Source organism: Oxynema aestuarii AP17 (assembly GCF_012295525.1).
GTDB lineage: Bacteria > Cyanobacteriota > Cyanobacteriia > Cyanobacteriales > Laspinemataceae > Oxynema > Oxynema aestuarii.
In genome coordinates this window covers 2,693,178-2,719,291 of the sequence record NZ_CP051167.1, presented here as the reverse complement: position 1 = coordinate 2,719,291, position 26,114 = coordinate 2,693,178, and the positions used below count along the sequence as shown (strand labels likewise).

Annotated in this window: 26 protein-coding genes and 15 tRNA genes; 11 read left to right on the top strand and 30 right to left on the bottom strand. The window is 50.0% G+C overall.

Annotated elements, in window-relative coordinates; genetic code table 11:
* Positions 1-16: 16 nt before the first annotated feature.
* From HCG48_RS11155 to HCG48_RS11075, 17 genes are all read right to left on the bottom strand, one after another.
* Positions 17-87, bottom strand: a tRNA-Gly gene (locus tag HCG48_RS11155).
* Between the two features lie 151 nt (positions 88-238).
* Positions 239-1,015 (bottom strand): TIGR02452 family protein, encoded by a 777-nt coding sequence (locus HCG48_RS11150; RefSeq protein ID WP_246260034.1) that lies wholly within the window; start codon positions 1,013-1,015, stop codon positions 239-241.
* Positions 1,016-1,051: 36 nt separating this feature from the next.
* Positions 1,052-1,126: transfer RNA gene (locus HCG48_RS11145), tRNA-Leu, on the bottom strand.
* A gap of 3 nt (positions 1,127-1,129) precedes the next feature.
* Positions 1,130-1,203, bottom strand: a tRNA-Leu gene (locus tag HCG48_RS11140).
* A gap of 6 nt (positions 1,204-1,209) precedes the next feature.
* Positions 1,210-1,282: transfer RNA gene (locus tag HCG48_RS11135), tRNA-Pro, on the bottom strand.
* A 4-nt stretch (positions 1,283-1,286) separates the two neighbouring features.
* Positions 1,287-1,361: transfer RNA gene (locus tag HCG48_RS11130), tRNA-Leu, on the bottom strand.
* Between the two features lie 8 nt (positions 1,362-1,369).
* A tRNA-Lys gene (locus HCG48_RS11125) sits at positions 1,370-1,442 on the bottom strand.
* Positions 1,443-1,478: 36 nt separating this feature from the next.
* Positions 1,479-1,553, bottom strand: a tRNA-Gln gene (locus tag HCG48_RS11120).
* 4 nt (positions 1,554-1,557) lie between these two features.
* Positions 1,558-1,630: transfer RNA gene (locus HCG48_RS11115), tRNA-Gln, on the bottom strand.
* A 7-nt stretch (positions 1,631-1,637) separates the two neighbouring features.
* Positions 1,638-1,711, bottom strand: a tRNA-Phe gene (locus HCG48_RS11110).
* Positions 1,712-1,773: 62 nt separating this feature from the next.
* Positions 1,774-1,862: transfer RNA gene (locus HCG48_RS11105), tRNA-Ser, on the bottom strand.
* A 4-nt stretch (positions 1,863-1,866) separates the two neighbouring features.
* A tRNA-Tyr gene (locus HCG48_RS11100) sits at positions 1,867-1,953 on the bottom strand.
* Between the two features lie 69 nt (positions 1,954-2,022).
* Positions 2,023-2,096 (bottom strand) — tRNA-Glu (locus tag HCG48_RS11095).
* Between the two features lie 8 nt (positions 2,097-2,104).
* Positions 2,105-2,178, bottom strand: a tRNA-Trp gene (locus tag HCG48_RS11090).
* Between the two features lie 71 nt (positions 2,179-2,249).
* Positions 2,250-2,324, bottom strand: a tRNA-Glu gene (locus HCG48_RS11085).
* 6 nt (positions 2,325-2,330) lie between these two features.
* Positions 2,331-2,404, bottom strand: a tRNA-Asp gene (locus HCG48_RS11080).
* A 444-nt stretch (positions 2,405-2,848) separates the two neighbouring features.
* On the bottom strand, positions 2,849-4,399 hold the full coding sequence (locus HCG48_RS11075; RefSeq protein WP_168569220.1) for a leucine-rich repeat domain-containing protein: 1,551 nt from the start codon (positions 4,397-4,399) through the stop codon (positions 2,849-2,851).
* Between the two features lie 223 nt (positions 4,400-4,622).
* Between HCG48_RS11075 and HCG48_RS11070 the strand changes: the two genes are divergently transcribed.
* The gene (locus HCG48_RS11070) at positions 4,623-5,288 is read left to right on the top strand and encodes a glutathione S-transferase family protein (RefSeq protein WP_168569219.1); all 666 of its coding nucleotides are present in this window, start codon (positions 4,623-4,625) and stop codon (positions 5,286-5,288) included.
* A 140-nt stretch (positions 5,289-5,428) separates the two neighbouring features.
* Positions 5,429-6,130 carry a hypothetical protein gene (locus HCG48_RS11065; RefSeq protein ID WP_168569218.1) on the top strand — a complete coding sequence of 234 codons (702 nt, stop codon included), beginning with the start codon at positions 5,429-5,431 and terminating at the stop codon, positions 6,128-6,130.
* An 85-nt stretch (positions 6,131-6,215) separates the two neighbouring features.
* Here HCG48_RS11065 and HCG48_RS11060 read toward each other — a convergent pair whose 3' ends face one another.
* Both HCG48_RS11060 and HCG48_RS11055 read right to left on the bottom strand, forming a co-directional pair.
* On the bottom strand, positions 6,216-6,611 hold the full coding sequence (locus tag HCG48_RS11060) for an alr0857 family protein (RefSeq protein ID WP_168569217.1): 396 nt from the start codon (positions 6,609-6,611) through the stop codon (positions 6,216-6,218).
* A gap of 196 nt (positions 6,612-6,807) precedes the next feature.
* A complete protein-coding gene (locus tag HCG48_RS11055; RefSeq protein WP_511048776.1) occupies positions 6,808-7,317 on the bottom strand; it encodes an HNH endonuclease in 510 nt (169 codons plus the stop codon).
* Positions 7,318-7,787: 470 nt separating this feature from the next.
* On the opposite strand from HCG48_RS11055, the gene HCG48_RS11050 reads away from it, so the two are divergent.
* The gene (locus HCG48_RS11050) at positions 7,788-8,123 is read left to right on the top strand and encodes a hypothetical protein (RefSeq protein WP_168569216.1); all 336 of its coding nucleotides are present in this window, start codon (positions 7,788-7,790) and stop codon (positions 8,121-8,123) included.
* Between the two features lie 186 nt (positions 8,124-8,309).
* On the opposite strand, the gene HCG48_RS11045 is transcribed toward HCG48_RS11050, so the two are convergent.
* The 8 genes from HCG48_RS11045 to cpcB all read right to left on the bottom strand — a co-directional run bounded on the left by HCG48_RS11045 (position 8,310) and on the right by cpcB (position 13,483).
* Positions 8,310-8,813, bottom strand: a complete 504-nt coding sequence (locus HCG48_RS11045) for a tellurite resistance TerB family protein (RefSeq protein WP_210437219.1) — start codon at positions 8,811-8,813, stop codon at positions 8,310-8,312.
* 130 nt (positions 8,814-8,943) lie between these two features.
* Positions 8,944-9,264, bottom strand: coding sequence for a Dabb family protein (locus HCG48_RS11040; protein WP_168571847.1), 321 nt, complete (start codon positions 9,262-9,264; stop codon positions 8,944-8,946).
* 37 nt (positions 9,265-9,301) lie between these two features.
* Complete coding sequence (gene cpcF, locus HCG48_RS11035; RefSeq protein WP_168569214.1) at positions 9,302-9,964, bottom strand: C-phycocyanin alpha-cysteine-84 phycocyanobilin lyase subunit CpcF; 663 nt, start codon at positions 9,962-9,964, stop codon at positions 9,302-9,304.
* Between the two features lie 42 nt (positions 9,965-10,006).
* Positions 10,007-10,852, bottom strand: a complete 846-nt coding sequence (cpcE, locus tag HCG48_RS11030; protein ID WP_168569213.1) for a C-phycocyanin alpha-cysteine-84 phycocyanobilin lyase subunit CpcE — start codon at positions 10,850-10,852, stop codon at positions 10,007-10,009.
* A gap of 54 nt (positions 10,853-10,906) precedes the next feature.
* Positions 10,907-11,146, bottom strand: coding sequence for a rod-capping linker protein CpcD (gene cpcD / locus HCG48_RS11025; RefSeq protein ID WP_168569212.1), 240 nt, complete (start codon positions 11,144-11,146; stop codon positions 10,907-10,909).
* Positions 11,147-11,209: 63 nt separating this feature from the next.
* Positions 11,210-12,070 (bottom strand): phycobilisome linker polypeptide, encoded by an 861-nt coding sequence (locus tag HCG48_RS11020; protein ID WP_168569211.1) that lies wholly within the window; start codon positions 12,068-12,070, stop codon positions 11,210-11,212.
* Between the two features lie 282 nt (positions 12,071-12,352).
* Entirely contained in the window at positions 12,353-12,841 is a 489-nt protein-coding gene (cpcA, locus tag HCG48_RS11015; protein WP_168569210.1) for a C-phycocyanin subunit alpha, read from the bottom strand.
* A gap of 123 nt (positions 12,842-12,964) precedes the next feature.
* Positions 12,965-13,483, bottom strand: a complete 519-nt coding sequence (gene cpcB, locus HCG48_RS11010) for a C-phycocyanin subunit beta (protein WP_168569209.1) — start codon at positions 13,481-13,483, stop codon at positions 12,965-12,967.
* 1,824 nt (positions 13,484-15,307) lie between these two features.
* On the opposite strand from cpcB, the gene HCG48_RS11005 reads away from it, so the two are divergent.
* From HCG48_RS11005 to HCG48_RS10975, 7 genes are all read left to right on the top strand, one after another.
* The gene (locus HCG48_RS11005) at positions 15,308-15,484 is read left to right on the top strand and encodes a hypothetical protein (RefSeq protein WP_168569208.1); all 177 of its coding nucleotides are present in this window, start codon (positions 15,308-15,310) and stop codon (positions 15,482-15,484) included.
* 579 nt (positions 15,485-16,063) lie between these two features.
* The gene (locus HCG48_RS11000) at positions 16,064-16,321 is read left to right on the top strand and encodes a hypothetical protein (RefSeq protein ID WP_168569207.1); all 258 of its coding nucleotides are present in this window, start codon (positions 16,064-16,066) and stop codon (positions 16,319-16,321) included.
* Positions 16,322-16,338: 17 nt separating this feature from the next.
* A complete protein-coding gene (locus HCG48_RS10995) occupies positions 16,339-17,244 on the top strand; it encodes a WD40 repeat domain-containing protein (protein ID WP_168569206.1) in 906 nt (301 codons plus the stop codon).
* 317 nt (positions 17,245-17,561) lie between these two features.
* Positions 17,562-17,825: a hypothetical protein gene (locus HCG48_RS10990; protein ID WP_168569205.1), complete on the top strand. Its 264-nt coding sequence runs from the start codon at positions 17,562-17,564 to the stop codon at positions 17,823-17,825.
* A gap of 328 nt (positions 17,826-18,153) precedes the next feature.
* Positions 18,154-20,277, top strand: coding sequence for a serine/threonine-protein kinase (locus HCG48_RS10985; RefSeq protein ID WP_168569204.1), 2,124 nt, complete (start codon positions 18,154-18,156; stop codon positions 20,275-20,277).
* Between the two features lie 36 nt (positions 20,278-20,313).
* Entirely contained in the window at positions 20,314-21,270 is a 957-nt protein-coding gene (locus HCG48_RS10980; RefSeq protein ID WP_168569203.1) for a bestrophin family protein, read from the top strand.
* Positions 21,271-21,372: 102 nt separating this feature from the next.
* Positions 21,373-22,686, top strand: a complete 1,314-nt coding sequence (locus HCG48_RS10975; RefSeq protein WP_168569202.1) for a hypothetical protein — start codon at positions 21,373-21,375, stop codon at positions 22,684-22,686.
* Between the two features lie 71 nt (positions 22,687-22,757).
* On the opposite strand, the gene HCG48_RS10970 is transcribed toward HCG48_RS10975, so the two are convergent.
* Together HCG48_RS10970 and HCG48_RS10965 are read right to left on the bottom strand one after the other, a co-directional pair.
* Entirely contained in the window at positions 22,758-22,979 is a 222-nt protein-coding gene (locus HCG48_RS10970) for a hypothetical protein (RefSeq protein ID WP_168569201.1), read from the bottom strand.
* A 125-nt stretch (positions 22,980-23,104) separates the two neighbouring features.
* Complete coding sequence (locus tag HCG48_RS10965) at positions 23,105-24,283, bottom strand: SpoIID/LytB domain-containing protein (protein ID WP_168569200.1); 1,179 nt, start codon at positions 24,281-24,283, stop codon at positions 23,105-23,107.
* Positions 24,284-24,527: 244 nt separating this feature from the next.
* Here HCG48_RS10965 and HCG48_RS10960 point away from each other — a divergent pair, with 244 nt between their 5' ends.
* A complete protein-coding gene (locus HCG48_RS10960) occupies positions 24,528-25,490 on the top strand; it encodes a ribonuclease Z (protein WP_168569199.1) in 963 nt (320 codons plus the stop codon).
* Here HCG48_RS10960 and HCG48_RS10955 read toward each other — a convergent pair.
* Positions 25,487-26,059, bottom strand: coding sequence for a hypothetical protein (locus tag HCG48_RS10955; protein WP_246260032.1), 573 nt, complete (start codon positions 26,057-26,059; stop codon positions 25,487-25,489). The two genes, HCG48_RS10960 and HCG48_RS10955, sit on opposite strands and share 4 nt — an antisense overlap.
* Positions 26,060-26,114: the final 55 nt, after the last annotated feature.

The window sequence follows — 26,114 nt, the reverse complement described above, 5'->3', positions numbered from 1 at the left end:
AGCTGGATAAAAAAAGAGCGAATAACGAGATTTGAACTCGTCCCCAGAGCTTGGAAGGCTCTCATGCTACCGCTACACCATATTCGCTTGTTTTATGGTTTATTTTACCTTTGAATTTAACCCAAGTTTTAGATCCAGTTTTACCCTTAAGATCGTGGAATTGGAGCGAAAAGTTACTGTAAATTCTTTGAAAATGCCTTTTCAAACTCTCGATAAATTTTTCGATTTTTACTCGAATCTAAGACTGAAAACAAATTTTAAACCTGCCCCAAAATCGAGTTCTGGATAAGAGAAAATCGGCGAAAATTTGGGCGACGATCGCCGGATCGTTGCGGAACACCCCACAGCCCCACGCCCCCAATACTAAAGCATCACAGTGATGGTAAGCGGCCAAACTCAACACTTTGGAGGCGCGATCGCGCAATACCGGAATAATTTGTGCTACGGCTTCCGGTTGTTGTCGGGCGATCGCCCCTGCATTGGGAGCCGGACTGGTTATAAAATCAACTCGATAAGGTTGCGCCAACAGTGTTCCGTCATCTTTTCGGAACACGGGACAACCGGGAGAATAAACCATTCGATTGGAATACAAAAGCGATCGATAAGACCGATGAAAATCATAATAGTCTTGAGCCTTTAATAAACTTTTATATAAACCAGAACTGCGAGCTAAACTTTCCTCTTGAGCTTGAGCGCCGTTGAGGAAGCCGCCCCCAGGATTTCTCGCGGAAGCGAAATTGAGAATGCCTATTTTTTCAAAATTTTGCGATCGCGCCAATCGCTCCGCTCCCATCAAAGTTGTCTCATTTTTGAGTTCAAAAAGAGTTTGCGAAAAACTCGGAGATCTGGCTAAAATCTCTCGTTCAATTTGAGCTAAAAAATATGGATGATAATATTTTGTGCCTTCCAAGCATTCGCTTAACTCCCGAGCAATTTCAACCGGGCGAGCTTCATAAAAATAGTGACCTGTTTCAAGGATTTTTACTGTTTCTTGGGCGATCGCAACGCGCTTCATTCTCACAACTCCAAAAACGCCTACATCTATATAAAATACTCCCGGCAGGACTCGAACCTGCAAAAAACCAGATCCTTAGTCTGGCGCGTCTTCCACTTCCGCCACGAGAGCTCATACCCCTGACAGGACTCGAACCTGCAAACTACCGAGTCTGAGTCGGTCACGTCTTCCAATTGCGTCACAGGGGTAAACAGTCGGGATGGTTGGACTCGAACCAACGACTCCTTGGCCCCAAACCAAGGCTTCTGGCCACTGAATTACATCCCGGCGATACTCCTGGCGGGACTCGAACCCGCAAACAAACAGATTTTAAGGCTGTCGCGTCTGCCAATTGCGCCACAGGAGCAAAATAGGGGGGTGATGTAGGAGTCGAACCCACCTAAATCGGGTTAAAAGCCCGATGCATCAGCCGCTCTGCCAATCACCCAATGTGAGTACGATTATTACTCATTTAGTGAGCTAACTGGGGAGGCAGGAATCGAACCCGCGAGATCCCGATCCAAAGTCGGGTGGCTTTGCCAACGTCGCCTACTCCCCAATCACTGCCGGAGTTGGGATCGAACCAACCTCTCCGTGATTCAGAGTCACGGCGACTTACCCATCGTCCATCCGGCATCAACAGCCCCCCAAGTCGGAATCGAACCGACGACCTCCTGTTCTTCAAACAGGCGCTACTACCAACTGAGCTACCGGGGGAAATATGAAAAATCAAAACAAAATTAAAACAAAATCAAAACAAAATTAAAACAAAATTAAAACGGAGAAGGAGGGATTTGAACCCTCGACGGCTGTTTAAAACCGTTCTTTCTTAGCAGGAAAGCGCCTTCAACCCCTCGGCCACTTCTCCCCAAAGGGTCGGGAGGGACTCGAACCCCCACGTTTAGCATAAAAGCACTTGATTTACAGTCAAGCTCCGTCACCAATTTGGATACCGACCCAAAAATTGACACTCTTTTTAAAAGCTTATTAAAATCATTTTGAAAAATTTATTTAAACAGAGATTAAAACAGTGCCGACGGGATTTGAACCCGCAAACGCCGACTTGAAAGATCGGGGGCTTTACCAATTTGCCTACGGCACCTTATGACACACGGGGACTGAGAGTCGAACTCAGAATCTTCGGTTTTGGAGACCGAGATGTTTGCCTGTTACACCATCCCCGCACGACCTTTTCATCGATGAAATCGACACGAAAAGGCTGAGATGAGCTTTCTACTCCTGAATAGTAAAAAATTGGAAGTCCCGACGGGATTTAAACCCGCATCTCCAGCTTGAGGGGCTGACGGCTTATTCGTTCGCCTACGGGACTATCGAACGGGGATGACGGGACTCGAACCCGCGACTTCTTGTTCGACAGACAAGCACTCTACACATCTGAGTTACACCCCCATTTATTGGAGTTTTGTAGATAGTTGTTCCACGTTTCTCCAGTTGAATTCACCCCAGGCAGTTGACCGGAGAGAATGATTCGAGGGAATGATTTTCCCCGCATCAATCTGCCTGTTTTGTGAATTCTTTCCAATAGGTCATGATTGAATTTATTCAGTTGTCAAGGTTCTAAGTTGGGCGATGGGGCGTTGCGTCAGAGCGCTTTTCCCGTCCGCCACACTTACATACTACATACGTACTACATGCGTGTCAAGGGGTCTGGCCGAGATTTTTGAGAAAATTTCGATAGGCGATCGCCTAGCAATGCTCAAAATCCTTGCTAGATAAAGGTTATGAGGATTGTAGTATTTTTAGAAATTGTAGTATGCACGAGCGCCATCCCCCGATCGCCAATTCCGGGAAAGGCGATCGTGTAGTACGCAGAGGGAGGGTTGCTAGCCCGGATTAAAACGAGCAGATCGAGGCGGGTTCGACCGGACAGGTTTTTTCGGCGATCGCATTACCACCTAAAAAGAGTCCGGTGAGAGACTTGAGGGGAGAGAGGGACTGAATTTCAGCGATCTGGTTGTTTTCTAAAACGAGTTCGTTTAAGTTCGTCAAAGACGCCAAGGGTTTGACATTCTCGATCTGATTGTCTTTGAGATTCAACGTTTTGAGCTGAGTTAAACCCGCCAGAGGTTCGACTGTCTCGATCTGATTTCCATTGAGGTTGAGAATTTTGAGCTGAGTTAAGCTCGCCAATGGCTCAATCTTGCTAATTTTATTAGCAACTAAGGATAATTCTTCGAGATCGGTAAGTTTTGCTAAAGGCGCGATCGCCGTTATTTGATTGTCACTGAGATCGAGTTGTTTTAGATTCGTTAACGGCGCGATCGCCTCCACCGTAGTTATTTGATTTTTAGTTAACTTGAGCGTTTCGAGTGCTGTCAATTTCGCCAGAGGCGCAATTTCGGTAATTTGATTGTTTTCTAAACTTAAATCGCTCAAATATGTCAGGTTCGCTAACGGATCTATGCTATTAATCGCATTAGTATTGAGATTGAGCTTTGTTAAAGATTGAAGAGGGGCGATCGCGCCGATATCGGCGATCGTGTTACCGCTTAAATCCAGCTCTGTCAAAGAATTTAGGCTTGAAAGTTTGGCAATATCTATAATTTGATTACTTCCCAAATGAAGGATTTTTAGAGTTGAGATTGCCGCCAACGAATCGACATCCACAATCTGATTGCTGCCGAGGTCGAGTTCGGTCAAAGAACGCAGGGAAGCCAACGGTTCTACCGTAATAATTTGATTCGTTTCTAAATTTAAAGCTGTTAGATTAACGAGCGTAGACAGAGCTTCCAAATTAGTAATTTGATTGTTCCCTAAATCGAGCTGACTGAGATTATTTAACCCCGATAATGCAGTTAAATCGGTAACCTGATTGTTAAATAGGGTCAAATTTTGTAAGTTGGTTAAACCTGAAAGGGGAGTTAAATCGCTAATTTGATTATTAAAAAGAGACAAACTCTTCAGGTTGGTTAAATTAGCAAGCGGTTCGAGATCGGTAATTTTATTACTGCCTAAATCCAGTTCGACCAAAGAAGTTAAAGAGCGTAAAGGTTCGAGGTCGGTAATTTGGTTGCTACGTAGGGAAAGCTTCGTTAAATTCCTCAGAGACGCAAGGGGTTTGAGGTCTACAATCTGGGTTCCGCGCAAGTCTAGTTCGGAGAGTTGCAGCAGTTCCAATTGAGCTAGCTCGCATTGATTGGCTTGGATATTTTCTAATAATAAATCTACCGTTTGTCTGAGGGGTTCGGAAAGATTTTCTTTATTTTGGCACCAATCAACAAAATTATCGTAGGTCGTCGGGGAGGGTGGAGCTTCTGGGGTGGGGCTTTCCGTTGCTGGCGATACGGTAAAATCGCTTAATTGACATCCTCCTAAAGATAGAGATAAGGCGATCGCGCCCACGCTCATTTGACGAGAATATTGACGAAAAAAAATTGCGAACATAGCCTGAATGTGAATAAACAATTCATATTTTAGCTAGGAAATCGCAACTGATGCCAAAGATTTGCTAAGCTTAGCTTTAAATCGGTCTCAAGGGGATGGAATTGAAGGAGATCGATCGTAAGGCTTCCCTTTTACCGATGTTCGCATCAATTTGCATCAAATAGCGAGTTACCGATCGAGTAGTTCTCGCTTTGTTTAATTTCTTCGCTGAGGATAATTTTCAATGCTTAAATTTTACTACCACCAGATTTCGATAAATTCTCGACGAGTGTGGATTGCTTTATTAGAAAAAAATATCGAATTTGAAGGAATTGAACTTAAACTCAATGGCGATCAATTCGAACCGAGTTTTTTAGCCCTCAATCCTTTTCACCATATCCCGGTGTTGGAGGATAATGGATTTTCAGTGATTGAATCTTTCGCAATTCTCGATTATCTCGAAGCGAAATATCCAGACAATCCCTTACTTCCGACAGATGCGCGATCGCTAGGACTTGTTAAAATGGTGCAGATGGTGACGCTAAACGAACTATTAACGGCGATGAATCCGTTAATCATGAAAGGTATGGGATTTGGCGAACCCGAAGTTAAAAAGCTAGAAGAGAGTCAGCAAAAAGTCGGTAAAGTTTTAGAGTTTTTCGCCGAAAAGTTAGGCGAACAATCTTATTTTATCGACGATCGCCTCACTCTTGCCGATATTGTTGCAGGGACGGCGATCGGGGTTTTACCGTTCTTGGGATTTTCATTAGATAGCTATTCAAATCTCAAAGCATGGTGCGATCGCCTCATGCAGCGATCGAGTTGGCAACAAACCCAAGCGACACCAGAACAACTAGAAAGTTTTAAAGCACAAATGAAAACATTAATGGCTAAAAAAGTAGCAGAATAACCATTCATAAGCTGTTAGATTTTTAAACTACATGAGTCAAGCTAGCGATTTGGCTAAAACCACGATCGAAATTTTCGGTGTGACGGGCATTCTGCCCACCTTCTTGCACTGGATTATTTCATGAATTTCAAAGGATTAATATGAGCATTTCTCTAATTGACATCGCCACCTATTACGAAGGACTTCCCCATCAAAAACATGCCTTAGAAATATTGCAGCAACAGATCGAATCCGATCGCCCCGCTTTATTAGAAGACGGTTCGCCATTTACCCAAATTTGGCGCAATTCTCCCCAAGCGGCTGAAACCTTTCCTCGGGTTGAAATTATCTCGAATAGCAAACAATTACAAGCGCAATGGGGCGGCGAAACGTTCACGATTGATGCGAGTGAAATGAATGTGTTCGTGATGGATGCACCGGATCCGGAAACGGGAACGATAAAAGCACGAGAAATGAGCGGCGATCGCATTGTCGATTACAGTGTCGATCCACAAACAGGTAATATTGCCGTCGGTGTCATGCTCAATTACTATGCGGCGACCACCACGAGTGCGGTGTTTATTATCGACCCGCAACCGGGAGGATATGCGATTTATCGAGGGAGTATACCCGGACCGGAACCCCTGCCCGATCGCGATTTTTCAACCTATAGTTTGAGCAGCATTCAATCAGTTCGTTTTGTCGAAGGCTACTTGCAAGTTGTGGAAATCGATCCGCCTGGAAATATGGCTTTAGTTGTGTTTAAACCGTCGAATAGTCCGGCGATGGAATATTCGGGTTGTTTGAATTTAGAAGTAGTTGAAAGTACCCGAGGTGGATTGTGTTCTAATCGTGAAAGCTAAAAAATTGCCAATCATAGGAAGGGGCGATCGCCTAAAATACGATCGCCCCTCCTTCAAGGAATCGGCTGCAATCGATCGATTTCAATCAATCGACTTCTTCGAGTAACGAAATTTTGGTTTGGGCTTGCTCCCACAGGTCGATCAGGTAGAATTCGCTCAGTTCGCCGATAGCGGTCACGAAAACACCTTCTGCGGTTTCCGAGTTTGCCGCGATCCACGTTCCGTGCAAGCTCACTTCCACGTAGTCCGCGTCGGCGATACACAGGGCGATCGCCTCATTTCGATCCCGCCGCGCTTGAGTTTCCAAACCCTTAAGCCCCGGTAGGTCTGCAGGGAGCAGAAACGATGCACTCGTCGGTTCGACGACGATTCCTTCGCCGACGCGCATCGCCAAAACGACTCGCCGGGCGACTAACTCATCGACGGAGGACGCCAAACGCTCCAAGTTAAAGCCGTTTTCGGTGTACGTGAACTTCAACATTCCCGGTTATTCTCCCGTGGTTTTGAGTATTCTCGTTCGTTGGCTGTCAGCGCAGCCCTGCCCGATGGGGCTTGAGATCCACAGGGGTCGAGGTAGGCGGTGAGAGGAGTATAAAGAGCGGTGGAACCCTCTTTTTATTGCCGCTACCTGCGGGTTGGGTTCAGTTAATTTCTGAGAACCGAACTATTTTTCCCCTTTAGACCTGAAAATCATTCCAAAATTCTTCAGCAAATGCGATCGCGGGATGCATCGGTGCCTTTGGCTTGCTTGTGAGCGGCATCCCCGCTTGCTGGGGCGTGCGATCGCCTTTCCGACCGTTACACGCACTGCAAGCTGCGACGACGTTATCCCAACTATGGGCGCCCCCTTTTGATTTAGGGATGACGTGATCGAGAGTCAAGTGTTTCGTACTGCCGCAGTATTGGCAGCTATGGCGATCGCGTCGCAGCACTTCCCGGCGGTTGACGGGCGGTACTTTCCACATCCGTTCGGTACCACTGACCGTGAGGCGGATATGTTCGGGAACCTGCAAGATCGTCGAGGGCGATCGGACTTCGTAAATTTTGCTCAAAGGCATCCCCGTCGTGGCGGCGGCCATACCCCCCGTCAAATCGAGGGGTTCCGCCTTTCCGGCGATTAACAGCACGATCGCCCGTTTAACGTTCACTCGCGCGATCGGCAGGTAGTTTTTAGAGAAAACTACCACCGCATGTGTCAATACGTCAGTTATGCTGCTCGTCACGGCTGAACTCCTTATTAAATGACCCCCACTTCTCATGCTGGAGGAAGCGGGGGCCACAAAATCCGTTTATGGTTTTGTTTTATCTATTCCAGGTACGACATCAAGTTGAGGCGTACCTCCCGCTTCTTACACCCGTTCTATCACCATTGCCCTCGGGGTTCCCCGGGGCTAAACATACGAAACCTTCTCCAATCTCTAGCACATCTGCGCAGGAATCACACCCACTCGCAAAACCATCTCTGGCGATCGCCACGACGGCATCGACTCGGCGCGCGAGGTCGATACTCCAGTCAAAGGCGTCGGCGAGATATCGTTGCATAGAGAGGGCGGTTGAAAGCTTCACAGTAAAAAGTTTTGAAGGGAATGACTTGAAATCTACAGTAAACATACTACACTGATATTACAGAGATGTCTACCCATTTGAGGAAAAAATTATGCCCGCAATTACTCGAACTCCGACCACCGAAATGGAAGTCACCAGCATCCGCTTGGAGAGAGAGCTAAAAGACAATCTCAAAGCCATTGCAGGCGATCGGGGCTACCAAGCCCTCATTCGCGATGTCCTTTGGAATTACGTCCAGCAGAAATCCGGTCATTATCGACCCTCGTTTTCACCGTCCGATATCCGCGCCAGCCTCGAAGCGACAGCCCAACGAGAGGAACGTTGCGTGATTACAGGCAAAACTATCCGACCGCAAGAGCCGATGTTGTTAGGACTGACCGTACACGGCGAAATGGTTCCGTTGAGCATAGATAGTATGGCGAGTTAGATTGCTCGACGTGGCCACAATTTAGGCGACAAATCCCCATTTTGTTTTTTTCAATTCTGTTTCAATAGATGTTGTAGGGGCGAACGGCTGTTTGCCCCTACTTGTCTGATTTTGATTTTGATTGGATAAGGAGTACACTCTTGCGCGATCGCCCCTGCTTCACAAATCCGCAGTCGAACACTTGCATTACGGCGAATTGAAGTTGTTCCATTCTTCGGCAACGATTTGCTCCGCTTTCGCCTCGGGAATTTCCAAAGCTCGTGCTAATTTTTCCAAATATTCCGACTCTTCCTTCGTAACTCGACCGTCGGCGATCGCAAAAGCCACCGCCACGGTATACGCATCTTCTCTCATATCCGTCGGTAATGCCTCGATCGCCGCATTCAGCAGCGCCCCCGTTCCCTGTAAATCCCAAATCGTATCGATTTTTCCGGAGACGACCCGGAAATCGGCTTGCGAATAGCCTTTGACCGAACCACTGGCTAAAATATCTCGAAATAACTCTAATTCTTTCGCCGACATCTCCCCATCGGCATAAACCACAATTAAGGCGATCGCAAATAAGCCCTCAACTGGGGTGAGTTTTTCCGAAGATTTGGCATAAGCATTAAAAATCTTGTCGTATTTGCTCATCGTTTCGAGAAATTTATAAGATCCGTCGTTCGGCCATATTGCTTGTTTTAGGAGCATTGAGAAGCGCAAGGGCAGGCGATCGCATCTAGGTCAATATCTTTTTTATTTATAAATTAAAAAATCTAGGAATTACACCTAGATTTCATCAAAAAACCATGACTTTTAAATTTTTAACCCATTGAAACCCTCACGAATCGACTTCATAATCGACCACCGCGCGATCGCCGACCACTTTGACAATAAAATCCTTACATTTTTGATGTTCTGGATGTTTTTGATAGCGATCGAGTGCTTCCATACTGGCAAATTCAGAAGATAAAACCACATCGTAACTGGCGGGAGAGGCGATCGCATTGATGCCGACCTCGATCGCCTCGATTTCCGCGATCGTGCCTTTCAACCCTTCGAGCATTTTCTTCATTGTTAAAGCATTTTCTGCCTTAGAAGCCCCTTCCGCAGACTCGTGCAAGCGCCACATTACGATATGTTTTATTCTCGAATTTCCCATAACTTTAATCATTCAATCGTTTTCTACTTTCGATCGTTTAATTCACCCCAGCCGTGACGCCCGTTTGTAAATTTTGACAGGCCAAAAGCGCCCGAGCGCGCACTACTAAAACCTCATCCTCACTCGATAAGCGTTCCAAGCGAGCCAAACTTTGAGGAACCCAACTCGGTTCGGGCGATCGCCCATTTTTCACCAGTCCCTCGATTCCGACCACCGCCGCATAACGCACCACCCATTCCGGATCCTCCGTGACCTGGATCAAACAGTGATGGACTCGTTCTCGCTCTTGCTCCCGTGGGGTCGCCTCCAAGCGATCCCAGAGAATATTTCCCAATCCCCTCGCGGCGGCCCGGCGCACGCTCAGGGCAAAATCGTTCTTCGCCGCCTCGGTCAAAATATCCAAGCCGCGCGGGTCGCCAATTGCGGCTAAGGCACGAATTCCCCAGGCACGGGCGCCGTAGTTGTAGCCGTCGAGCTGTTCCAAAATTGCGGGAACCGCGAGCTCGCCCAAACCGACCAGCCCTTCGACCGCAGCCACGGCAGCGCCGGGATTGTTGTAGCCGAGAGCTTCGATCAGGAGGGGAATCGCTTCCGGGGAACGAGTTTGAGCTAAATTCCGAACGGCTCCCGCCAGAGCTCGGGCGGAATCGGCAGCGCGAACGGCTTCGATCAGGGCGTGGATGGAGGGTTGCGAAGTCATGAGCAGGAAATAATCTGGCTGCGGTTCCCGGTTGGGGGTTTTCTAAAGCAGGGAATCCATTAAATATAAGATGTCGATCGCCGCTTCGGAGAGCGCGGGGGGCTTGTCGGACTCCGGCGAGTCTAAATGATGTTCGACGATCCCTTTGAGCGAAATCAGTTTAATGCTATTTTCCACTAAGGTTTGTGCGATCGCGGGAGCGGCGGGAAGATAGCCGATCGCCCCGAGGTCGATCGACGCCGAGCGCCGCAGTTGTAGCTTCGGTCCGCGCAACGCTTCTACCAGGCGATCGCCATACGCCGGATCTCCGGTCAATTGGTACATCGCCCGCGCCGCCGAATACTGCACTCGTTCAAAAAAATGATTTAAAAACGGGGCGATCGCCTCCGTCGCCTCCGTCGCTTTCAGAGACCCCAACGCCTCGATAATCGTATCGTAAGGTTGGTTTAAGTGCGGTTTACCCGGAACCCGGACGGCGGCTTCGACGCCGCCATCGAGTAATTGGAGCAAGGCGGGAATCGCTTCCGGGTCGCCCAAGCGTTGCAACCCTTCCGCCGCCGCTTCGCGAACGTAGTAGTCCGGGGAATCGAGGCAGTCGATCAATGCGGGAACCGCGCGATCGTCGCCGACTTTCCCCAACGCCCGCGCCGCGTTCCGTTGCAAGGGATAGCCGCCTGCTTCCGTGCGATCGCCGTGTTCTTGCAACAAATCGAGCAAGGCATCGATCGCCTCCGGTTCGCGCACGCCAAAACGACCGATCCACCACGCCGCATAGTAGCGCAAGCTCAGATCCTCGTGGCGCAGATTGGCGATCGCTTCTTCTACAGTTAGAGACTCACCGCCAGCCTCTGGAGCCGACGGTGAAGCTGATTCAAAATCATCCAGCATGATGAGTCAGGTGCATCCGTTTAACAGGATCGGGCGGGAGATTTAGCCCTCACCCTAGTCGTTATTGGCAATCGGCTGGATATTGACAATTTTGCCGCCCATGCGGGTAATGCGCTGCATTTCCTCATTCATCCGGCTGTAAGGTACCGTGATGAACACGCTGCCACTTTCGCGGATCTGGTAATTCATGTCATCCGTGGCTTCGCTTTGACGCAGCCCTGCCACTTCATAGCGAAAGTAGCGGTTTCCAGCGCCCGTATTGGCGCTACTGCCACCTGCAACTTGACCGAGCATATCTGTCTGTTAACTCCTAAAGTAGTAACCGTTGACGGGTCAATAGCTCAATTGAGACCTTGACTAAGCCGGAGTAATGCTGGCAATCTTGCCACCTTTTTTGAGAATCTGCTGAATTTTTGAAGACAGCTTCTCATAAGGAACGATGTAGCTGTTGCTGCTCCGCCGTACTCCGGTTTGACGGATTCCGGTGACTTCGATCCGATAGACTCCGCCTTGTTTGCCAAAACCGACAAACGCACCGCCGAGGCAGGTGTTGGGGGTGGAATCTACCGCAGCGCGGTAAGACCAGCCGGAGCTACCGCCGGACGGTCCGACAATCGTGGACGCCGTATTTTGAGCCAATTCGCGAGCCAAGCGCGAGTTGTTGCCTTCCACTTGAGCGCGATCGCTGTTGGCGTAACCGCGATACAGACGGAACATCCGATTGAAACCGACGGTTTTTTGACCCAGTTGGTTGTTAAAACCGCGATAGTAGGGGACGATATAGTCTCCGAAGTTATCTTGATACTCCCGAGAATCGATGTAGGAATCAATTTCTGCATCGAATCCTTGGGTTTCGTAAAGATCTAAATGCTCGATGACTTCAGATTCATCATAAGGAGCGCGACCCAAGAGGTGCTTGAAGTTGAGCTCGATCACCCGGGTCTGGAAATTGTTGTAGAGAAACTTGGTTTTGTAAAGCTCGGATTTGGCAACGCAACGCACGAAATCGCGCACGGTGATGCTGCCATTTTTCAGCAGGGATTCGGCACTGGTGAGCCGTTCCGAAGACATCACGTAGTCATTACCGAGCACCTGGCGGTACACCGCGCGAATGACGGCGATCGCGTCTTGTTCGCTCCAATTCGGACGCAATTCGACCGGAGCCGCATCTAAAAACGCCGAAGTCCCCAAACGGGCTGCTGCTGTTGTAATAGCCATCTGATCGATCTCCCAAGAAGTAGTTTTGTTTAGAGTCTCTCGATTTGAGATTGAAAGGGGATCGTCGATTGGCCTCTCGCTGTTTCAATTGATCGAGTCCATTCCTACTCGAACTCATCCAAAATCTAAAACGTGATGAGGCAATCTTTGTGAAATCCCCAAAATGCTAAAGATGTCCGGAGAGGTAAACAGCAACTAGCCTGTTACTAGCAACCTGCATACCTACCCGGACATCCCTTACGGTCTATCCGAGTGGATAGACTGACGAGTTTCCAAGCAAGACTAGCTCAGGGCGTTGATGGCGTAGTCGATGTAGGCATTCGCTTCGACCGCCGCTTGACCGCTCAAGCCGTGGTTGTTTTTGATGTACTTGAGGGCTTCAACGTACCAGCTCGGAGACAGATCGAAGGTGCTGTTGATTTCATCGAGACCCGCGATCAAGTATTCGTCCATCGGTCCGGTGCCACCCGCAACCAAGCAGTAGGTCACCATGCGCAGGTAGTAGCCGATGTCACGAGAGCATTTCGCTTTCCCGGTTTCGGTGGAAGCGTAGTTGGCCCCTTGCATGGTGGTGGTGTAGGGGAATTTGTTGTAAACCGCTTGAGCGGCGCCGTCAACCAAGCGTTGGGAGTTGCTGGTCAAGGCACGAGCGGCTTCCATGCTGGCAGCAGCGCGCTTGAAGCGACCGTCAACGGCTTGCAGTTCGGTGTTGCTCAGGAAACGGCCTTGGGCGTCAGCAGCAGAGATCGCTTCGGTAATTGGGGTTTTCATTGTTGAGGTATCTCCCTATGGTTGTGCAATGTTTATAGAGTCGTCGGTTATGAAGAATGAATCAATGAAGTCCGATCGTCCGAAACTAAAGGGGTCTCAGACTTCACGCCTTAAAATGGCTGTTTAGCCAACGGCGGCGGCGGCGCGATCGAAGTAGCCCGCCACTTCAGACATCAGGGCGCTGCAGTCGCCAGGAGTGATTCCTGCGGGATCGTTGGCGATGCGGACGGCAGCTTCTTTCATTTTTTGAACGCCGACGGCAACGGAACCACCGGGGACACCCAGGGCTTGGTAGGTTTCACGCAGACCGTTCAAGCAGCGATCGTCGAGGACGCTGGCATCACCTGCGATCGTCGCGTAGGTGACGTAACGCAAGATGATTTCCATGTCGCGCAAGCAAGCAGCCATGCGACGGTTGGTGTAAGCGTTACCGCCGGGTTGGATGAGTTGGGGCTGCTCGGCAAACAAAGAGCGAGCGGCTTCGGCAACGATCGTCGAAGCGTTGCTGGTGATGCGGTTGACGGTATCCAAACGCTTGTTGCCGTCTTTGACCATGTTGGCCAGAGCGTCAAACTGAGCGTCGGTGAGGAATTCGCCGCGTGCGTCGGCTTGGGAAACCACCTTGGCAAATGCGTCTAGCATGTACTTAAATCTCCTAACTTGTTTGGGTTTGTTTTCGTTTCAAGGAATGTTAGCTGAGCCAGTTCCAGCTTGCCAGCTTGTCGGGTTTTGAGGACAGACTCCAGTCATCATGCTGGATGCTGGGTTAACCGACTCTCGAAGTCCGATTCTTTCAAGCGCTCAGGGGCCTCAAAAGCCGCCTTCGAGAAATCTTAGAAAATTTTACACCTGGATGAGAAACCTGAAAACGTTGTTAATTCAGTGTCTGGGTTAACTTTTCTCTGTCCTTTTCGCCCTCCAGGTTCTTTTTATACACCGCAGTTGAGGCATTATTTATTACAAGTTGTTAAGAATTTTTATTTCTGCCCGAAATTGAGTAGATTTGCTTACCAAAATGCCCCAAAAACGCCCCGATCGCCTCTCGAAGAGGGGGTCAATCCTTAACGAATTGTAATAATTGCCCGATCGCCTTCGGGGAGCAGGGGCGATCGCAACCCGTCAAAAAGACTCGAAAAGACGATTACAAGGGACTTTCAGGCCGATCGCTCCTCGTTTCATTCCTCGAACTCCCCCTCAACCCACCTCAACGCCTTCGCGTCTCGGGACGCTCTTCGGTTAAGAAGCAACTGGGAAATTCCAACCCCATCGCCATCGATGACATCAGATCTGCCACAGCTTTACAAAAACCCCAGCCAACCCCCTCCACTTCGTCGAACCGAGTCAATGCCGTTCCGGAGTATCCCCCTAATAAATGCAGATAAAACACAAAAAAATCAATAAAAACGCGGTTAAATCAGATAAAATAGTCGATTGCATCTCAAGAGAATCGAAAAATTTCAATTAATATGCAAATAGCTGTTGCAACTCAACACTCGGGAGCGATCGCGTTTGGCGATCCTTCCCAGTTGAGTGTCGAGGTATTTTCGTCTCGTCGATCCGCTTAAATCAGACAAGGACTTTCTACGAACCTCGGTTTTTAACCCTTGTCAATATTGTGTTTTCGTAAACATAGAAGAATTCGAGGCTGAGGACAATGCAGTCCAGCAAGGTTATCGTTTTTGCACAAAAAAACAAGCTTAAAATAAAATCAAGATCGTTTTGTGAATTTATTTTTTCTTAAAAACAAGAATAAAAAATCTTTAAAACGAATTATTTTAAGATTTTCAAATTTCGGACAATTATCTCAATTTTCAATAATAAAATCTCAAAGCTTCTATTCTTAAACTTTGAGAGTAATTGCATTATAAGACTTCGCTAAAAAATCCCTGAATTTCCCAAAAGGTTAAAAAATATTAAATAACTTAAGAATTGGAACGATTAGCGGATCGTGACGATCGCGCGTCAACCACGAGTCAGCAATGGATAGAACCCCCAAAATTTGGGCGGTCTCAAATGATTGAAAACCGCTCTCCTAATGGCTTCATCCCCTTGCGATCGCCCCAAATTGCTTGGTTATTGAGTCAAAGTGAACCGCGACATCGAGCGCGATCTCCTCACTAGGGAATTTTGCGGATCGCCATCGGTGGGAAAATCGACGATCGCCGCGATCGATCCAAAAAATCGGTATAAATCCCATCTACTTACCTAAAAATCATCGATTCTATCTTCAATCAAATCAGTTGAATTCACTGATTCCATAAAACGCAGTCAAAAAATAATTTTTAATTCAATATCGAGTAAAGTAATGACTTTTAAATCCGCATTTTTACGGAGTTTATAAAAATCATCTCTAGAGGCGATCGCCGCCAGAATCCGGATTAATAAATATTTCCGGAACTCGAAACAAACGACAAGAAGAATAAATTAAATCATTGATATAAATCGATCGACGCTCTGGGAGCAATTATGAAAACCGAGTTAACTCGCCAGGTGGCTCGTCAAAATATAGAAGATTCCATTGAGAAGGTCGTTGCTAAAATGTACGAATCTGGAAAAAGCTTTAAAACGATCGCAGAATATATTTTGCTTCCCGAAGAAACAGTTAAAGCCGCTTACGAAAGATATTGTCAAGAATCGCTCTAAGATTTGACGATCGCGATTGGCTATAGCCATCCTAAATCAGTGGTGAAATGGATTGAGAAGAGTCTTCGCGGGTTCTCGAAAATCCTTTTTGGATGAATCAACTCCCTGCATTGTGTTGAGAATGTGGATCGAATTAATGCACTAGAGGGATGAAGTTGTGGTGAAGTTGTGGTGAAGTTGTGGGGAAAGCGTGCGGAAACGGGTTTGCGAAAAGCGATCGCACCCATGGAATCGGGAGCGATCCGATTTGAGTGAGTCAATGCGGCACGAGAAAAATGGAACAATTTAGGTTAAAAAACGTCTTTCAAAAGTTTTTAAGTTAAATGGCTTGAGTCAAATTGGAGAGCGGACGATCGCCGGATTCGGAATTCGATCGCGGTAGTTCAAAAGAGAAATAGAGGGAAATCGATTCTAGTTTGGAGTCATTTTAAAGAGCATCAATCCCAGATAACGACGATTCAGAGGCGATCGCACCAGTCAATCCCGTGAAAACTTCCTACAATAGAAAAACTGGTTAACGGGATGGCGGGATTGAGATCGTGGTTTTTTTTAAATCAAATCGAGTAAAATTGCGAAAGCGTGGCAAGAAACACATCCTTTATCTTGGCGCGATCGCCCTCATTTTCGGTGCAGGAATATGGGGAATTTGGCGTTATTCCCAGTCGCGAACCTCCGGTGCAACGCCGACAGCGAACTCGCCAAGCCAGAATCGTTCCAATTCATCCCCTGCACCATCCGATCTCGTCGATTCGACCCCTTCCGAGAACGCCTCGCCATCCGTACTCGGGGATGAAACTGAGGTGGCGACAGTATCGTTTAGATTGGCAGCAACGTTGACCGGAGCGACCTGGACCGTGAACGATTTAGCGATAACCCCAGACGGTCAGAGAGTGTTCGCGAGTGATTACGCTTCAATTCGCTCGTGGGAACTGGGGGCCAACTGTTTTGAAAATCGTGCTTGTACCGCAACGGGACAATTTGAAATTCCAGCGTTGTGGATTTATTCGTTAGCGATCCATCCCAACGGCGAACTGCTCGCCAGTGGGACGTGGAAGGAGATTAAATTGTGGAATTTGGGGTCTGGGGATTTACTCGGGTCGATTCCGGCGCATTTAGATGCGGTGACGACGTTGGCGATTTCTCCCGATGGTCGTCTGTTGATCAGTGGGAGTAATGACGCGACCCTCGAAGTTCGCAATTTGCAAGAGCTCACCGAGGCGATCGCGAGCGATCGCGACACCTCACCCATACAGATCGTTGAAGCACATTCCGAGGGGATTAATGCGCTGGCGATCGCGGCGGATGGAAAGACCCTCGTCAGTGGGAGTAGCGACGGCGGGCTGAAAGTTTGGGATCTCAACGCTTATGCGGCGAGTCCTTTAAGGTTGCGCCATACCCTCGCGGGTCATGAAAATGACGTGCGTTCGGTAGCGATCGCGCCGGACGGGGAACGATTAGCCAGTGGCAGTTTGGATAAAACGATCGCGATCTGGAATCTCAAAACGGGACGACTGCTTTCGACAGACAACCCGGATTTAGGCACGGTTCTCGCAGTAGCCATCAGTCCCGACGGCGAACTTCTGGTGAGTGGGGGAGGCGATCGCCGGATCGAGATTTGGGATTTAAAAAGCGGGAAATTGTTGCAAACCTTAACGGGTCATTCCGGTTCGGTGAAATATTTGATTTTTAGTGAAGATAGTCAATTGCTTTTAAGTGGAAGTGAAGATAAAACTATCCGAGTTTGGCGAAGACAGGGCTGAATTGAGGAAATCGCTGAAAAATTGACGGCGAGGGCGATCGAGACTGGCAAAGGGGTTTAAAATATGAATACGGAGGGAAATACAGCACTCGGGCGTCTGATGAGGTACAGTGCCGATCCCCCTATCCCCCCAACCCCCCTTTGAAAGGGGGGCGAAGGGGGGATTGCGGGGGGAACAAGGAAAGTCCCCCTTTTTACGGGGGATTTAGGGCGATCTATAGCGTTTTTTAAGCCAGTGAGGTACATCAAACTCAACCCAATCCCGAAATTAAGAGATTCTGCCATACCTCAGCAGATTGAGAAATGCTGTAAACACCTTTGAAGGTAATCGCTTCCTCAAAAGCGAAGCGCTCGATCGCCGCAGTCGAGGCGATCGAGGTTAAAAAGCGTCGGTGGCGCGATCGCTGGCAGCCAGCCGGGGAAGGGTTGGTTTTGGGGGGTTTGCCAGCGATCGCGCGTCAGTCCGCAAAAGAGGGAGATGCCGATCGCCTGTCCGGTGCGACGACCGTAGGGGGAACGGGGCGATCGCGCGAAAACCGAGAAAGATCGAGAAGCGATCGCGGGTTTTCGGAGGCTGAATAGGGTAGGTTACAATCGTTATAATTATTATTAAAAACTGGGCGATCGATACGAGCATCTCCGTAAATTTACGAGGAAAAATACCGATCCACTTTAACGTCCGAGTATCGATGGAGCGAACTCTAAAAGATTACTAAGTCTTGCCAAGCTTCTGACGAGTAAAGCACTCCAGTCAAAGCCGCCTGTTGGCCAGTGAAGTTGACTTGAAATCGAGCATGGAAAAGTCGCACCTACAGGCTTAGCGCTTGGCATGACCCTACAGGGGGGGGTCGATCGCTCCAAGTTATAGTGTTGTTGAGAGTGCAGTCAGAATCTGGGTAGTGTAGCTTCCGTGAGTTATTGCATTAATCCAAAGTGCCCCAATCCCGGTGACCCTGCCAACGGGAACCTACTCAGTTGTCGTCACTGTGGCTGTGACTTGGTATTACAAGGACGGTATCGCCTCATTCGTCCCCTCGGGGGAGGAGGGTTCGGCAAAACCTTTGAAGCCGACGATCGCGGCGCGTCAAAAGTTATTAAAGTTTTACTGCAAAATAATGAGAAAGCCGTCGAGTTATTCATTCAAGAAGCCGACGTTCTCAAACGGGTCAAACATCCCGGAATTCCCGCCGTAGAACCCGACGCCTACTTTACCTTCACGCCACCGGAAGCTAGCGAACCCATGCACTGCTTGGTCATGGAAAAAATCCACGGCGTCAACCTGCGCGATTGGATGAAGCAGCGCGGGAATCGCCCGGTGTCCCAAAAACAGGCGATCGAATGGATGATCCAACTGGCGGAAATTCTCGAACAAGTCCATAAAGAGCAGTTTTTTCACCGCGACATCAAACCGCTCAACATCATGGTCAAACCCAACGGACAACTGGTGTTGATCGATTTTGGCGCGGCCCGGGAAGTGACGGCCACCTATTTTGCGAAAGTCGGACAGGGACAAAACATCACCGGGATTGTCTCGCCGGGATACACGCCCCCCGAACAAGCCAACGGGAAAGCAGTTCCCCAATCCGATTTTTACGCCCTCGGGCGCACCTTTGTTTTTTTGCTCACGGGTAAACCGCCGACCGCCTTTTCCGAACACCCGCGCACGGGGAAATTAGTCTGGCGTAACAGCGCCCCCCAAATTGCCAAAGAATTCGCCGACGTGATCGATTACTTGATGGCGCCGTTTCCGGGCAAACGACCGCAAAATTCACAGGCGATCGTTCAATGTCTCGCCGAGATCGACCTGACCCTACCCGGAGAGGAGGATACGGGGAAATTCAATCAGAAAACCATGTTTGGCGGGCGCACCGCCTTCTCCTCCAACTCCAGCTTGAATTCGCGCGGGTCGAATTCCTCCGGGGGCAAATCCCCCCGTTTATTGTTGCCCAAAGACAACAGGTATCGCACCGCGCGCTCCGCGAGTGCGGCAAAAAGTCGTTGGCAATTGAGTATTGCCCTGCTGTGTTTGATCTTGGGTCTGTCGCAAGTTTACGGTTACTGGCGCTACGGTTTTTTACCCGCCAATCCGATCCGCTTGATTCTCAGTTTGCCCAGCAGTTTTTATTTAAAGAAAACCCTGCGCGGGGTCGGTCAGGTGCAGACGATCGCCATGAGTCCCCTCAAAGGCGCGGCGGACTTTCCCGAAGGCGCCACCTTCGCCAGTGGCAGTTACGGCACCATTCGGATCTGGAATCTGCGGACCGGAACCCTACTGCATACGATCGCCGCCCACAAACTGTGGATCAACGCCCTCGCCCTCACCCCGGACGGCAATATTTTAGCCAGTGGCAGTTCCGATCGCTCGATTCGCCTGTGGGATTTCGAGCGCGGCAGTCGCATTCTGACGATCGCCCCCGCTCACTCCGGCGCCGTTCAAGCCCTCGCCATCAGTCCCGACGGCAGATTGCTCGCCAGTGGCTCCGAAGACAACACCATTCGCATTTGGGATCTGTATAGTGGCGCCCGCATCCTCACCATTCAAGTCGGTTCCGGCGTCAACGCCTTGAGCTTCTCTCCCGACGGCAAAACCCTCGCCAGTGGCAGCAAAGATCGCAACATTCGCATCTGGCACGTTCCCACCGGGGCGCGCTTGCGAACCTTGAGCGCTCATGCTCACGAAGTGCTTTCCCTCGCCTACAGCCCCGACGGCAAGATTCTCGCCAGTGGGAGTGGGGACAATACCGTTCAAATTTGGAACCTTCAAACCGGAGAGCGCAAATACCAGCTCAACGCTCACGCGAGTTGGGTGCGGTCCGTGGCGATCGCCCCCGACGGTCAAGCCCTCGCCACCAGTGGAGATGCGATTAAAATTTGGAATTTAAATACCGGGGAACTGACCGCCACCTTGCGCGGACATGGAAAATACGTGAGCGCGATCGCCGTCAGCGCCGACGGCAAAACCCTCGTCAGTGGCAGTCCCGACGAAACGATCAAAGTCTGGCAAATGCCCGAGATCGACGACTCCGACGGTTGACCTGTCGGCGCGCCGCCCTTCCCGCCTAGCCGTGCGATGAAACCCAACAATAACGAATGGCTTAAAATTGCCTTGGGCTTCAAAAAATCTGTCCTTCCCGCCATTTGGCCTCGGGTTCTGTTTTGTGCCGTCTTCGCCGCCGCGATCGCCTGGTTATCTACCTTTGAAATTCCCGTTTCTTGGCCCGTTCTCGAAGGACTCGTGCCGAATTTAGTCCTCGGACTTTTATTAGTTTTTAGAACAAATACCGCCTACGATCGCTTTTGGGAAGGTCGCAAAGCTTGGGGAACCTTAGTTAATACCATTCGCAACTTTTCGCGACAAATCTTAGTGGCGATCGCCGAAACCAACGACGGCGATCGCACCCAAAAAATCGCCGTCTTGCGCCTACTCGTCGCCTTCGCCGTCGCCGTCAAACTCCACTTGCGCCGGGAATCCGTCAATGCAGAATTGGCCGCATTAATGTCTACCGCCCAATATGAAAAACTGCAAGTCATGAACCATCCCCCCTTGGAAATTGCTTTTTGGATCGGGGATTATTTGCAAAAACAACACGATCTCGGCAGGGTCAATACTTATCAACTCACCGCCCTGTTTAAACTACTCGATACAATGGTCGAAGTTCTCGGAATTTGCGAGCGAATTTTAAAAACTCCCATCCCCGTCGCCTATACCATTCATTTAAAACAAATTTTATTAATTTACTGTCTCGCTTTACCCTTTCAACTCGTCGGCGACCTCAGCGCTTGGACGATTCCCGTCGTCGCCTTAATTAGTTTTACCTTATTTGGCATCGAAGAAATTGGCGTCGAAATTGAAAATCCGTTTAATTACGACCCCAACGATTTGCCCTTAGACGACATTTGTAAAACGATGTTGCTCAATATCGAAGATTTAATTTCCGTGTCCTCTTGCGGCGATCGCTCCGGCTTAGATTCCTTCAGTCTCCCCGATCCTTCCTTTCCCCCTCAATGGTCCGACGAACAGCATTAACCTGCACCCGATCGCGGGCGATCGCCTCCCCCGATCGCTATAGGGAAAGCGTAAAACTCCTATACTGGAAAATAAAGCGCCAATTTTGAGGGAGGGCTGAACATGGCTCCAAATCCCACCATCATGAAAGCGGTAGAACAGCTCGACTACCGCACCACCATCGGCGATCTCGCCGCTCACGTCGGGATGGACGTGCGACTTGCGGAACGCGAACTGCTCGCACTCGCCTCGGAAGCAGGCGGTCACTTGCAGGTGGCTCAAAGTGGGGATATTGTTTACCAGTTTCCCCAAAATTTTCGAGCGGTTCTCCGCCAAAAGTTTTTCCGCTTGCAACTTCAACAGTGGTGGGAAAAAATTTGGCGGATTTTGTTTTATCTGATCCGCATTTCATTCGGGATTATTTTAATTGTTTCGATCGTCCTGATTTTTGTCACCATTTTTATTATTTTGTCCTCTCTCAACCGCGACGGTGACAATCGCAGTAGCGGCAATTCTCGCTCCGGTGGCGGCATCTTCTTCATGCCTCATTTTTGGTGGGGACCGGATTTATTTTGGTTCTTCGATCCGAATTATCGCAGCTACCAACAGCGACGCCAACAACGGGTCAGCAGTGGCGATCGCGACGAAATGAACTTTTTCGAGGCGGTCTTTTCCTTCCTGTTCGGCGATGGCAATCCTAACGCCAATTTAGAAGAACGACGCTGGCAAGAAATTGCCGCTACCATCCGTAACGCTCGCGGCGCCGTCGTCGCCGAACAAATCGCCCCCTATCTCGACGATCTCGGGGCCGATTACGACCGCGAAAACGAAGATTATATGCTTCCCGTACTGACCCGCTTTAACGGACGTCCCGAAGTCAGTCCCGACGGTCAAATCGTCTATCACTTCCCCGAGTTACAAGTTCGCGCCAGTCGCACCCAAAACCGTTCGACCTCTGATTTTCTCCAGGAATTTCGCTGGCAATTCAGTCACGCCAGTTCCGGTCAAATTGTTTTAGCGAGTGGTTTGGGTGGCGTTAACATCGTCGGCGCGTTAATTTTAGGTTACTTGTTGCGCGACGGCGCGATCGCCTCCACACTAGGGGGATTGGTCGCCTTTGTCGCTTCCATTTACTGGCTCTTACTCGGGTATGGCATCGCCTTTTTAGGGGTCCCTTTAATTCGTTATTTCTCGATTCAATGGCGCAACGAGAAAATCGAACGGCGCAACCAAGATCGTCAATCGCGGGCGATCGCCTTAAATCAAGCCAGTCCGGAACTGCACAAAAAACTCAACTACGCCGAAAAATTTGCCGCCGAAACCACGATCGACAGCCAAGATCTCGCCTATACCACGGAAACCGATCTCGTAGAACAAGAAGTGGCCCAAACCGATCGCCTCGATGCTGAATGGCGCCGCCGTTTGGAAGGCGAGTGACCTCCTCGCTTGATTGGAGATTGAGGGAGTGGGGATTGTAGGTTTTACATCGAATCTTCCCTGCTTCCCCCTCAACTCCCCTTGATCCGTTTCAACGTCAAAAACCCATAACCGTAAGCCGGACTAAAGTTGAAATTGACCATTTCCCAACCTTGTTCGCCGAGATAATTGGCATATTCGTGTAAAGGATGCTGACGGCGTTCGTCGCGAATTTCTTCGCCGTTGGCATTTTGCGGTCGGAGATCGCCTGCAAAGTAGTCAAAACGGACGAACAGATATTCCCACTGTGGCACAGTCGAACTCCTACCCTATTGATTGAACGCAGAAATCTTGAATGACGAGATTGAAAATTGAGAACGCACGAGAGGCGATCGCGCGATTCTCCTGTGGAGACCCCGCGCGATCGCCCCATTCCCGATTATTCGACTTTAATCTTCGCCAAACTCGAATTTTGATAGTAATGCAGCAAAATTTGCTGGTAGTTGGCGCCCTGATGAGCCAAATGATACGCCCCCCATTGACTCATCCCGATGCCGTGACCGAAACCGCGACCGTCGAGTAAAAACCCGGTAGGAATAGCATTAGCATTCTCTTTGCTCGTTGCCGATCCATATTGCGGAAGCACCGTAAAACGGGCACTTCTGAGATCGAGCGCTTGGCGGAACGCTTCCCCATCGAGGGAGCGTTCTCCCGCATCGCCGATCGCCCGAATGCGCACGACGCGACCTTGAGGCGTCATCGCTTCCACATTCAAGGATAAAACATTGCCCACGCCGGAAATTAAACCACTCAGTTGGCTACTCGAAAAACTTTCCTTCCATTCGTAAACGGGCGCCCCCGCATCGAAATCGGGAACGCCACGCAAGTAAGGACGAGTTTCGGACCAAACGTCCTCCACGTTTTCCGTATGACCGCCTGAAGAGGAATGAAACACCGCTTCGATAATCTGTCCGTCGTGGGTGAGTACTTGTCCGGCGGTTTCTTGGACGGCTTTATGGGTGGTGGTGGCTTCCTTTTCCAAACCGGAATAAACTTGCCAGTAGGTATCGTCGCCGACATCGTAAACGGCATTGCCCCGATGTTGGCGCTGGTAGAGGACGTAGGAACGGGCGGCGACGGCTTGAGCTTTTAACGCTTCCGAGGGCCAACTGGGACTCATTTCGGCGCCGACGACGCTGTAGAGATATTCTTCGAGGTCTACGGCATTGACGGCAGTCAAACCGCCGTCGGTGGGGACGAGGATGGTGTGACCGCGATACCAGCGATCGCCAATGTAAACGTAGCCGTCATTTTCCGGATCGATGGTGATGCTGTTCCCTTGCCATTGTTGCAAGCTAATTCCCGCGCCGTTGCTTTGGGCGTAGAAAGAGCGCATGGCGTCGAGTTGGCCGAGGTTGCGCCCGTTACTATCGCGCACCATGGCAGGTGTAGAGCTACCCACTTTGACGCGATCGACATTTTCTTCGATCGCCACTTTTAATAACAGTGAAGCTTGGGCGGGAGCGGCCATCATTAAGCCGATGGCCAGCCACATCCACCAGAGAAACTTAAGCTTGACTCGGAATTTCTTGACGGGAAATAATAAGTTGTGGGCCATAATCACAAGATTCGATGGTCGATTGGCAATCTCCCGATCCGGGTTCTCGTCGAGCGATCGAGGGCCTACGTTCGGGGAATCTGGTTACAATACAGGTTAGATCGATTCGTCAATTTTGCTGAAAATAACCGCATTTGTCCAGGAGGCGATCGCGCGCTCGTTGAGGCGATCGTCTCCGAACCGACCATCGGCGTCCCCGTCCACCGGGTCGCCGGGGTGATTGTTGTCAGAGTAGAGTCAGTTCGTGCAAATTACCTTTCTTGGAACGAGTTCCGGCGTGCCGACGCGATCGCGCAACGTTTCGGGGGTGGCGGTTCGCCTGCCCCAACGCGCGGAATTCTGGCTGTTTGACTGCGGGGAAGGCACCCAGCATCAAATCTTGCGAAGTGACCTCAAAATTTCCCAACTGTCGCGCATTTTTATCACCCACATGCACGGCGACCATATTTTCGGCTTGATGGGGTTGCTCGCCAGTTGCGGTTTGGCCGGAAATACGGAGCGGATCGATATTTACGGGCCGCCGGGGTTGAACGAATACTTACAAGCCTGTCGCCGCTATTCCCAAACTCATTTTTCTTACCCGGTCGCGGTTCACGAAAATCGAGGGGGTCTCATTTACGAAGATGAGGAATACCGGGTGCATTGCGGTTTGCTCGAACACCGAGTCACGGCGTTCGGTTACCGGATTGAAGAAAAAGACCGTCCCGGACGCTTCGACGCTCAAAAGGCGAAAGCGTTCGGGATTCCCTTCGGGCCGCTTTACGGCAAACTCAAACGCGGCGAAACTCTGACCCTGCCGGACGGACGCCGGGTGCGTGGGGCGGACTTTTGCGCCGAGCCGGAAGTGGGACGCAAAATTGCTTACTGTACGGATACGATTTTCTGTGAAGGGGCGGTAGAGTTGGCGCGCGATGCGGATGTTTTAATTCACGAAGCGACGTTTTCCCACCGCGACGCCCAACTGGCGATCGATCGCCTCCATTCTACAAGTACGATGGCGGCTCAAGTGGCGTTAGCGGCGGGGGTGAAGCAGTTGGTGATGACTCATTTCAGCCCCCGTTACGCTCCCGGCAATGCGATCCAACTCGACGATCTCGAAGCGGAAGCGCGGGCGATTTTTCCAAAAACGGCGATGGCACGAGATTTTTGGAGTTACGAGGTGCCGCGTCGCCGTTCTAGCGCGTCGGAGACGGCGATCGCCCCTTAAAGGCGGTGGCGCTGGCCGAGGGGTTGCGGATTCGATCGCAACTCCCCGAGCGGTTTGGGATGGCACGGACACAGGGGAAATTCGCCGCTCGATTCCGGGGCGATCGTGCTATCTCCAGGATGCGGGCGATCCCTGTCTTCTTCGTCAGCTTCGGTGTCTTTGAGGAAGAGGCGATCGCGGATTCCGTGGAGTTGGTGTCGGTTTTCGACGGGCGATCGCGGTTGGGGCAGTTCTGTATTCGGCCAGCCGACCAGATCGTTACAGGGGCAAACTTCCGGCGGCATCCCCCGCACGGGTAAGGGAATCGGCATCGAGCAACGGGCGCACAGCACGATTTCCCATCGGGAATCGAGTAGGTCGCCGACGCTGAGATCGGTTCCTTCGAGATAACAAGAGTCGCGCTCTTGGGACCAGATCTTTTGCCAGCACTGCTCGAATTCTTCCGAGTAGCGATCGCCGCGATAAATCACTTGCGGGCGTAAGGCAACTTGAGTGCGACCGACAATAATTTTTTTTCCTAACTGAAACCAATATGCCAAATATTTTTTGATTTGCTGTTGCGATGCCATAAACGATCCTCGTGGTTTGCACTGCCACCCAAGCTCGAATTAATTTTGCAAATTC

Excerpts from the sequence above, each read along its gene's own strand:
- HCG48_RS11050 (WP_168569216.1), top strand. The coding sequence starts at position 7,788 with ATGCCCGCAATTACTCGAACTCCGACCACCGAAATGGAAGTCACCAGC.
- HCG48_RS10975 (WP_168569202.1), top strand. The coding sequence starts at position 21,373 with ATGGCTCCAAATCCCACCATCATGAAAGCGGTAGAACAGCTCGACTAC.
- HCG48_RS11005 (WP_168569208.1), top strand. The coding sequence starts at position 15,308 with ATGAAAACCGAGTTAACTCGCCAGGTGGCTCGTCAAAATATAGAAGAT.
- HCG48_RS11020 (WP_168569211.1), bottom strand. The coding sequence starts at position 12,070 with ATGGCTATTACAACAGCAGCAGCCCGTTTGGGGACTTCGGCGTTTTTA.
- HCG48_RS10955 (WP_246260032.1), bottom strand. The coding sequence starts at position 26,059 with ATGGCATCGCAACAGCAAATCAAAAAATATTTGGCATATTGGTTTCAG.
- HCG48_RS11065 (WP_168569218.1), top strand. The coding sequence starts at position 5,429 with ATGAGCATTTCTCTAATTGACATCGCCACCTATTACGAAGGACTTCCC.
- HCG48_RS11060 (WP_168569217.1), bottom strand. The coding sequence starts at position 6,611 with ATGTTGAAGTTCACGTACACCGAAAACGGCTTTAACTTGGAGCGTTTG.
- cpcF (WP_168569214.1), bottom strand. The coding sequence starts at position 9,964 with ATGACTTCGCAACCCTCCATCCACGCCCTGATCGAAGCCGTTCGCGCT.
- HCG48_RS11070 (WP_168569219.1), top strand. The coding sequence starts at position 4,623 with ATGCTTAAATTTTACTACCACCAGATTTCGATAAATTCTCGACGAGTG.
- cpcA (WP_168569210.1), bottom strand. The coding sequence starts at position 12,841 with ATGAAAACCCCAATTACCGAAGCGATCTCTGCTGCTGACGCCCAAGGC.
- HCG48_RS11150 (WP_246260034.1), bottom strand. The coding sequence starts at position 1,015 with ATGAAGCGCGTTGCGATCGCCCAAGAAACAGTAAAAATCCTTGAAACA.
- HCG48_RS10980 (WP_168569203.1), top strand. The coding sequence starts at position 20,314 with ATGAAACCCAACAATAACGAATGGCTTAAAATTGCCTTGGGCTTCAAA.
- HCG48_RS10965 (WP_168569200.1), bottom strand. The coding sequence starts at position 24,283 with ATGGCCCACAACTTATTATTTCCCGTCAAGAAATTCCGAGTCAAGCTT.
- HCG48_RS11040 (WP_168571847.1), bottom strand. The coding sequence starts at position 9,264 with ATGGGAAATTCGAGAATAAAACATATCGTAATGTGGCGCTTGCACGAG.
- HCG48_RS11075 (WP_168569220.1), bottom strand. The coding sequence starts at position 4,399 with ATGTTCGCAATTTTTTTTCGTCAATATTCTCGTCAAATGAGCGTGGGC.
- cpcB (WP_168569209.1), bottom strand. The coding sequence starts at position 13,483 with ATGCTAGACGCATTTGCCAAGGTGGTTTCCCAAGCCGACGCACGCGGC.
- cpcE (WP_168569213.1), bottom strand. The coding sequence starts at position 10,852 with ATGCTGGATGATTTTGAATCAGCTTCACCGTCGGCTCCAGAGGCTGGC.
- HCG48_RS11045 (WP_210437219.1), bottom strand. The coding sequence starts at position 8,813 with ATGCTCCTAAAACAAGCAATATGGCCGAACGACGGATCTTATAAATTT.
- cpcD (WP_168569212.1), bottom strand. The coding sequence starts at position 11,146 with ATGCTCGGTCAAGTTGCAGGTGGCAGTAGCGCCAATACGGGCGCTGGA.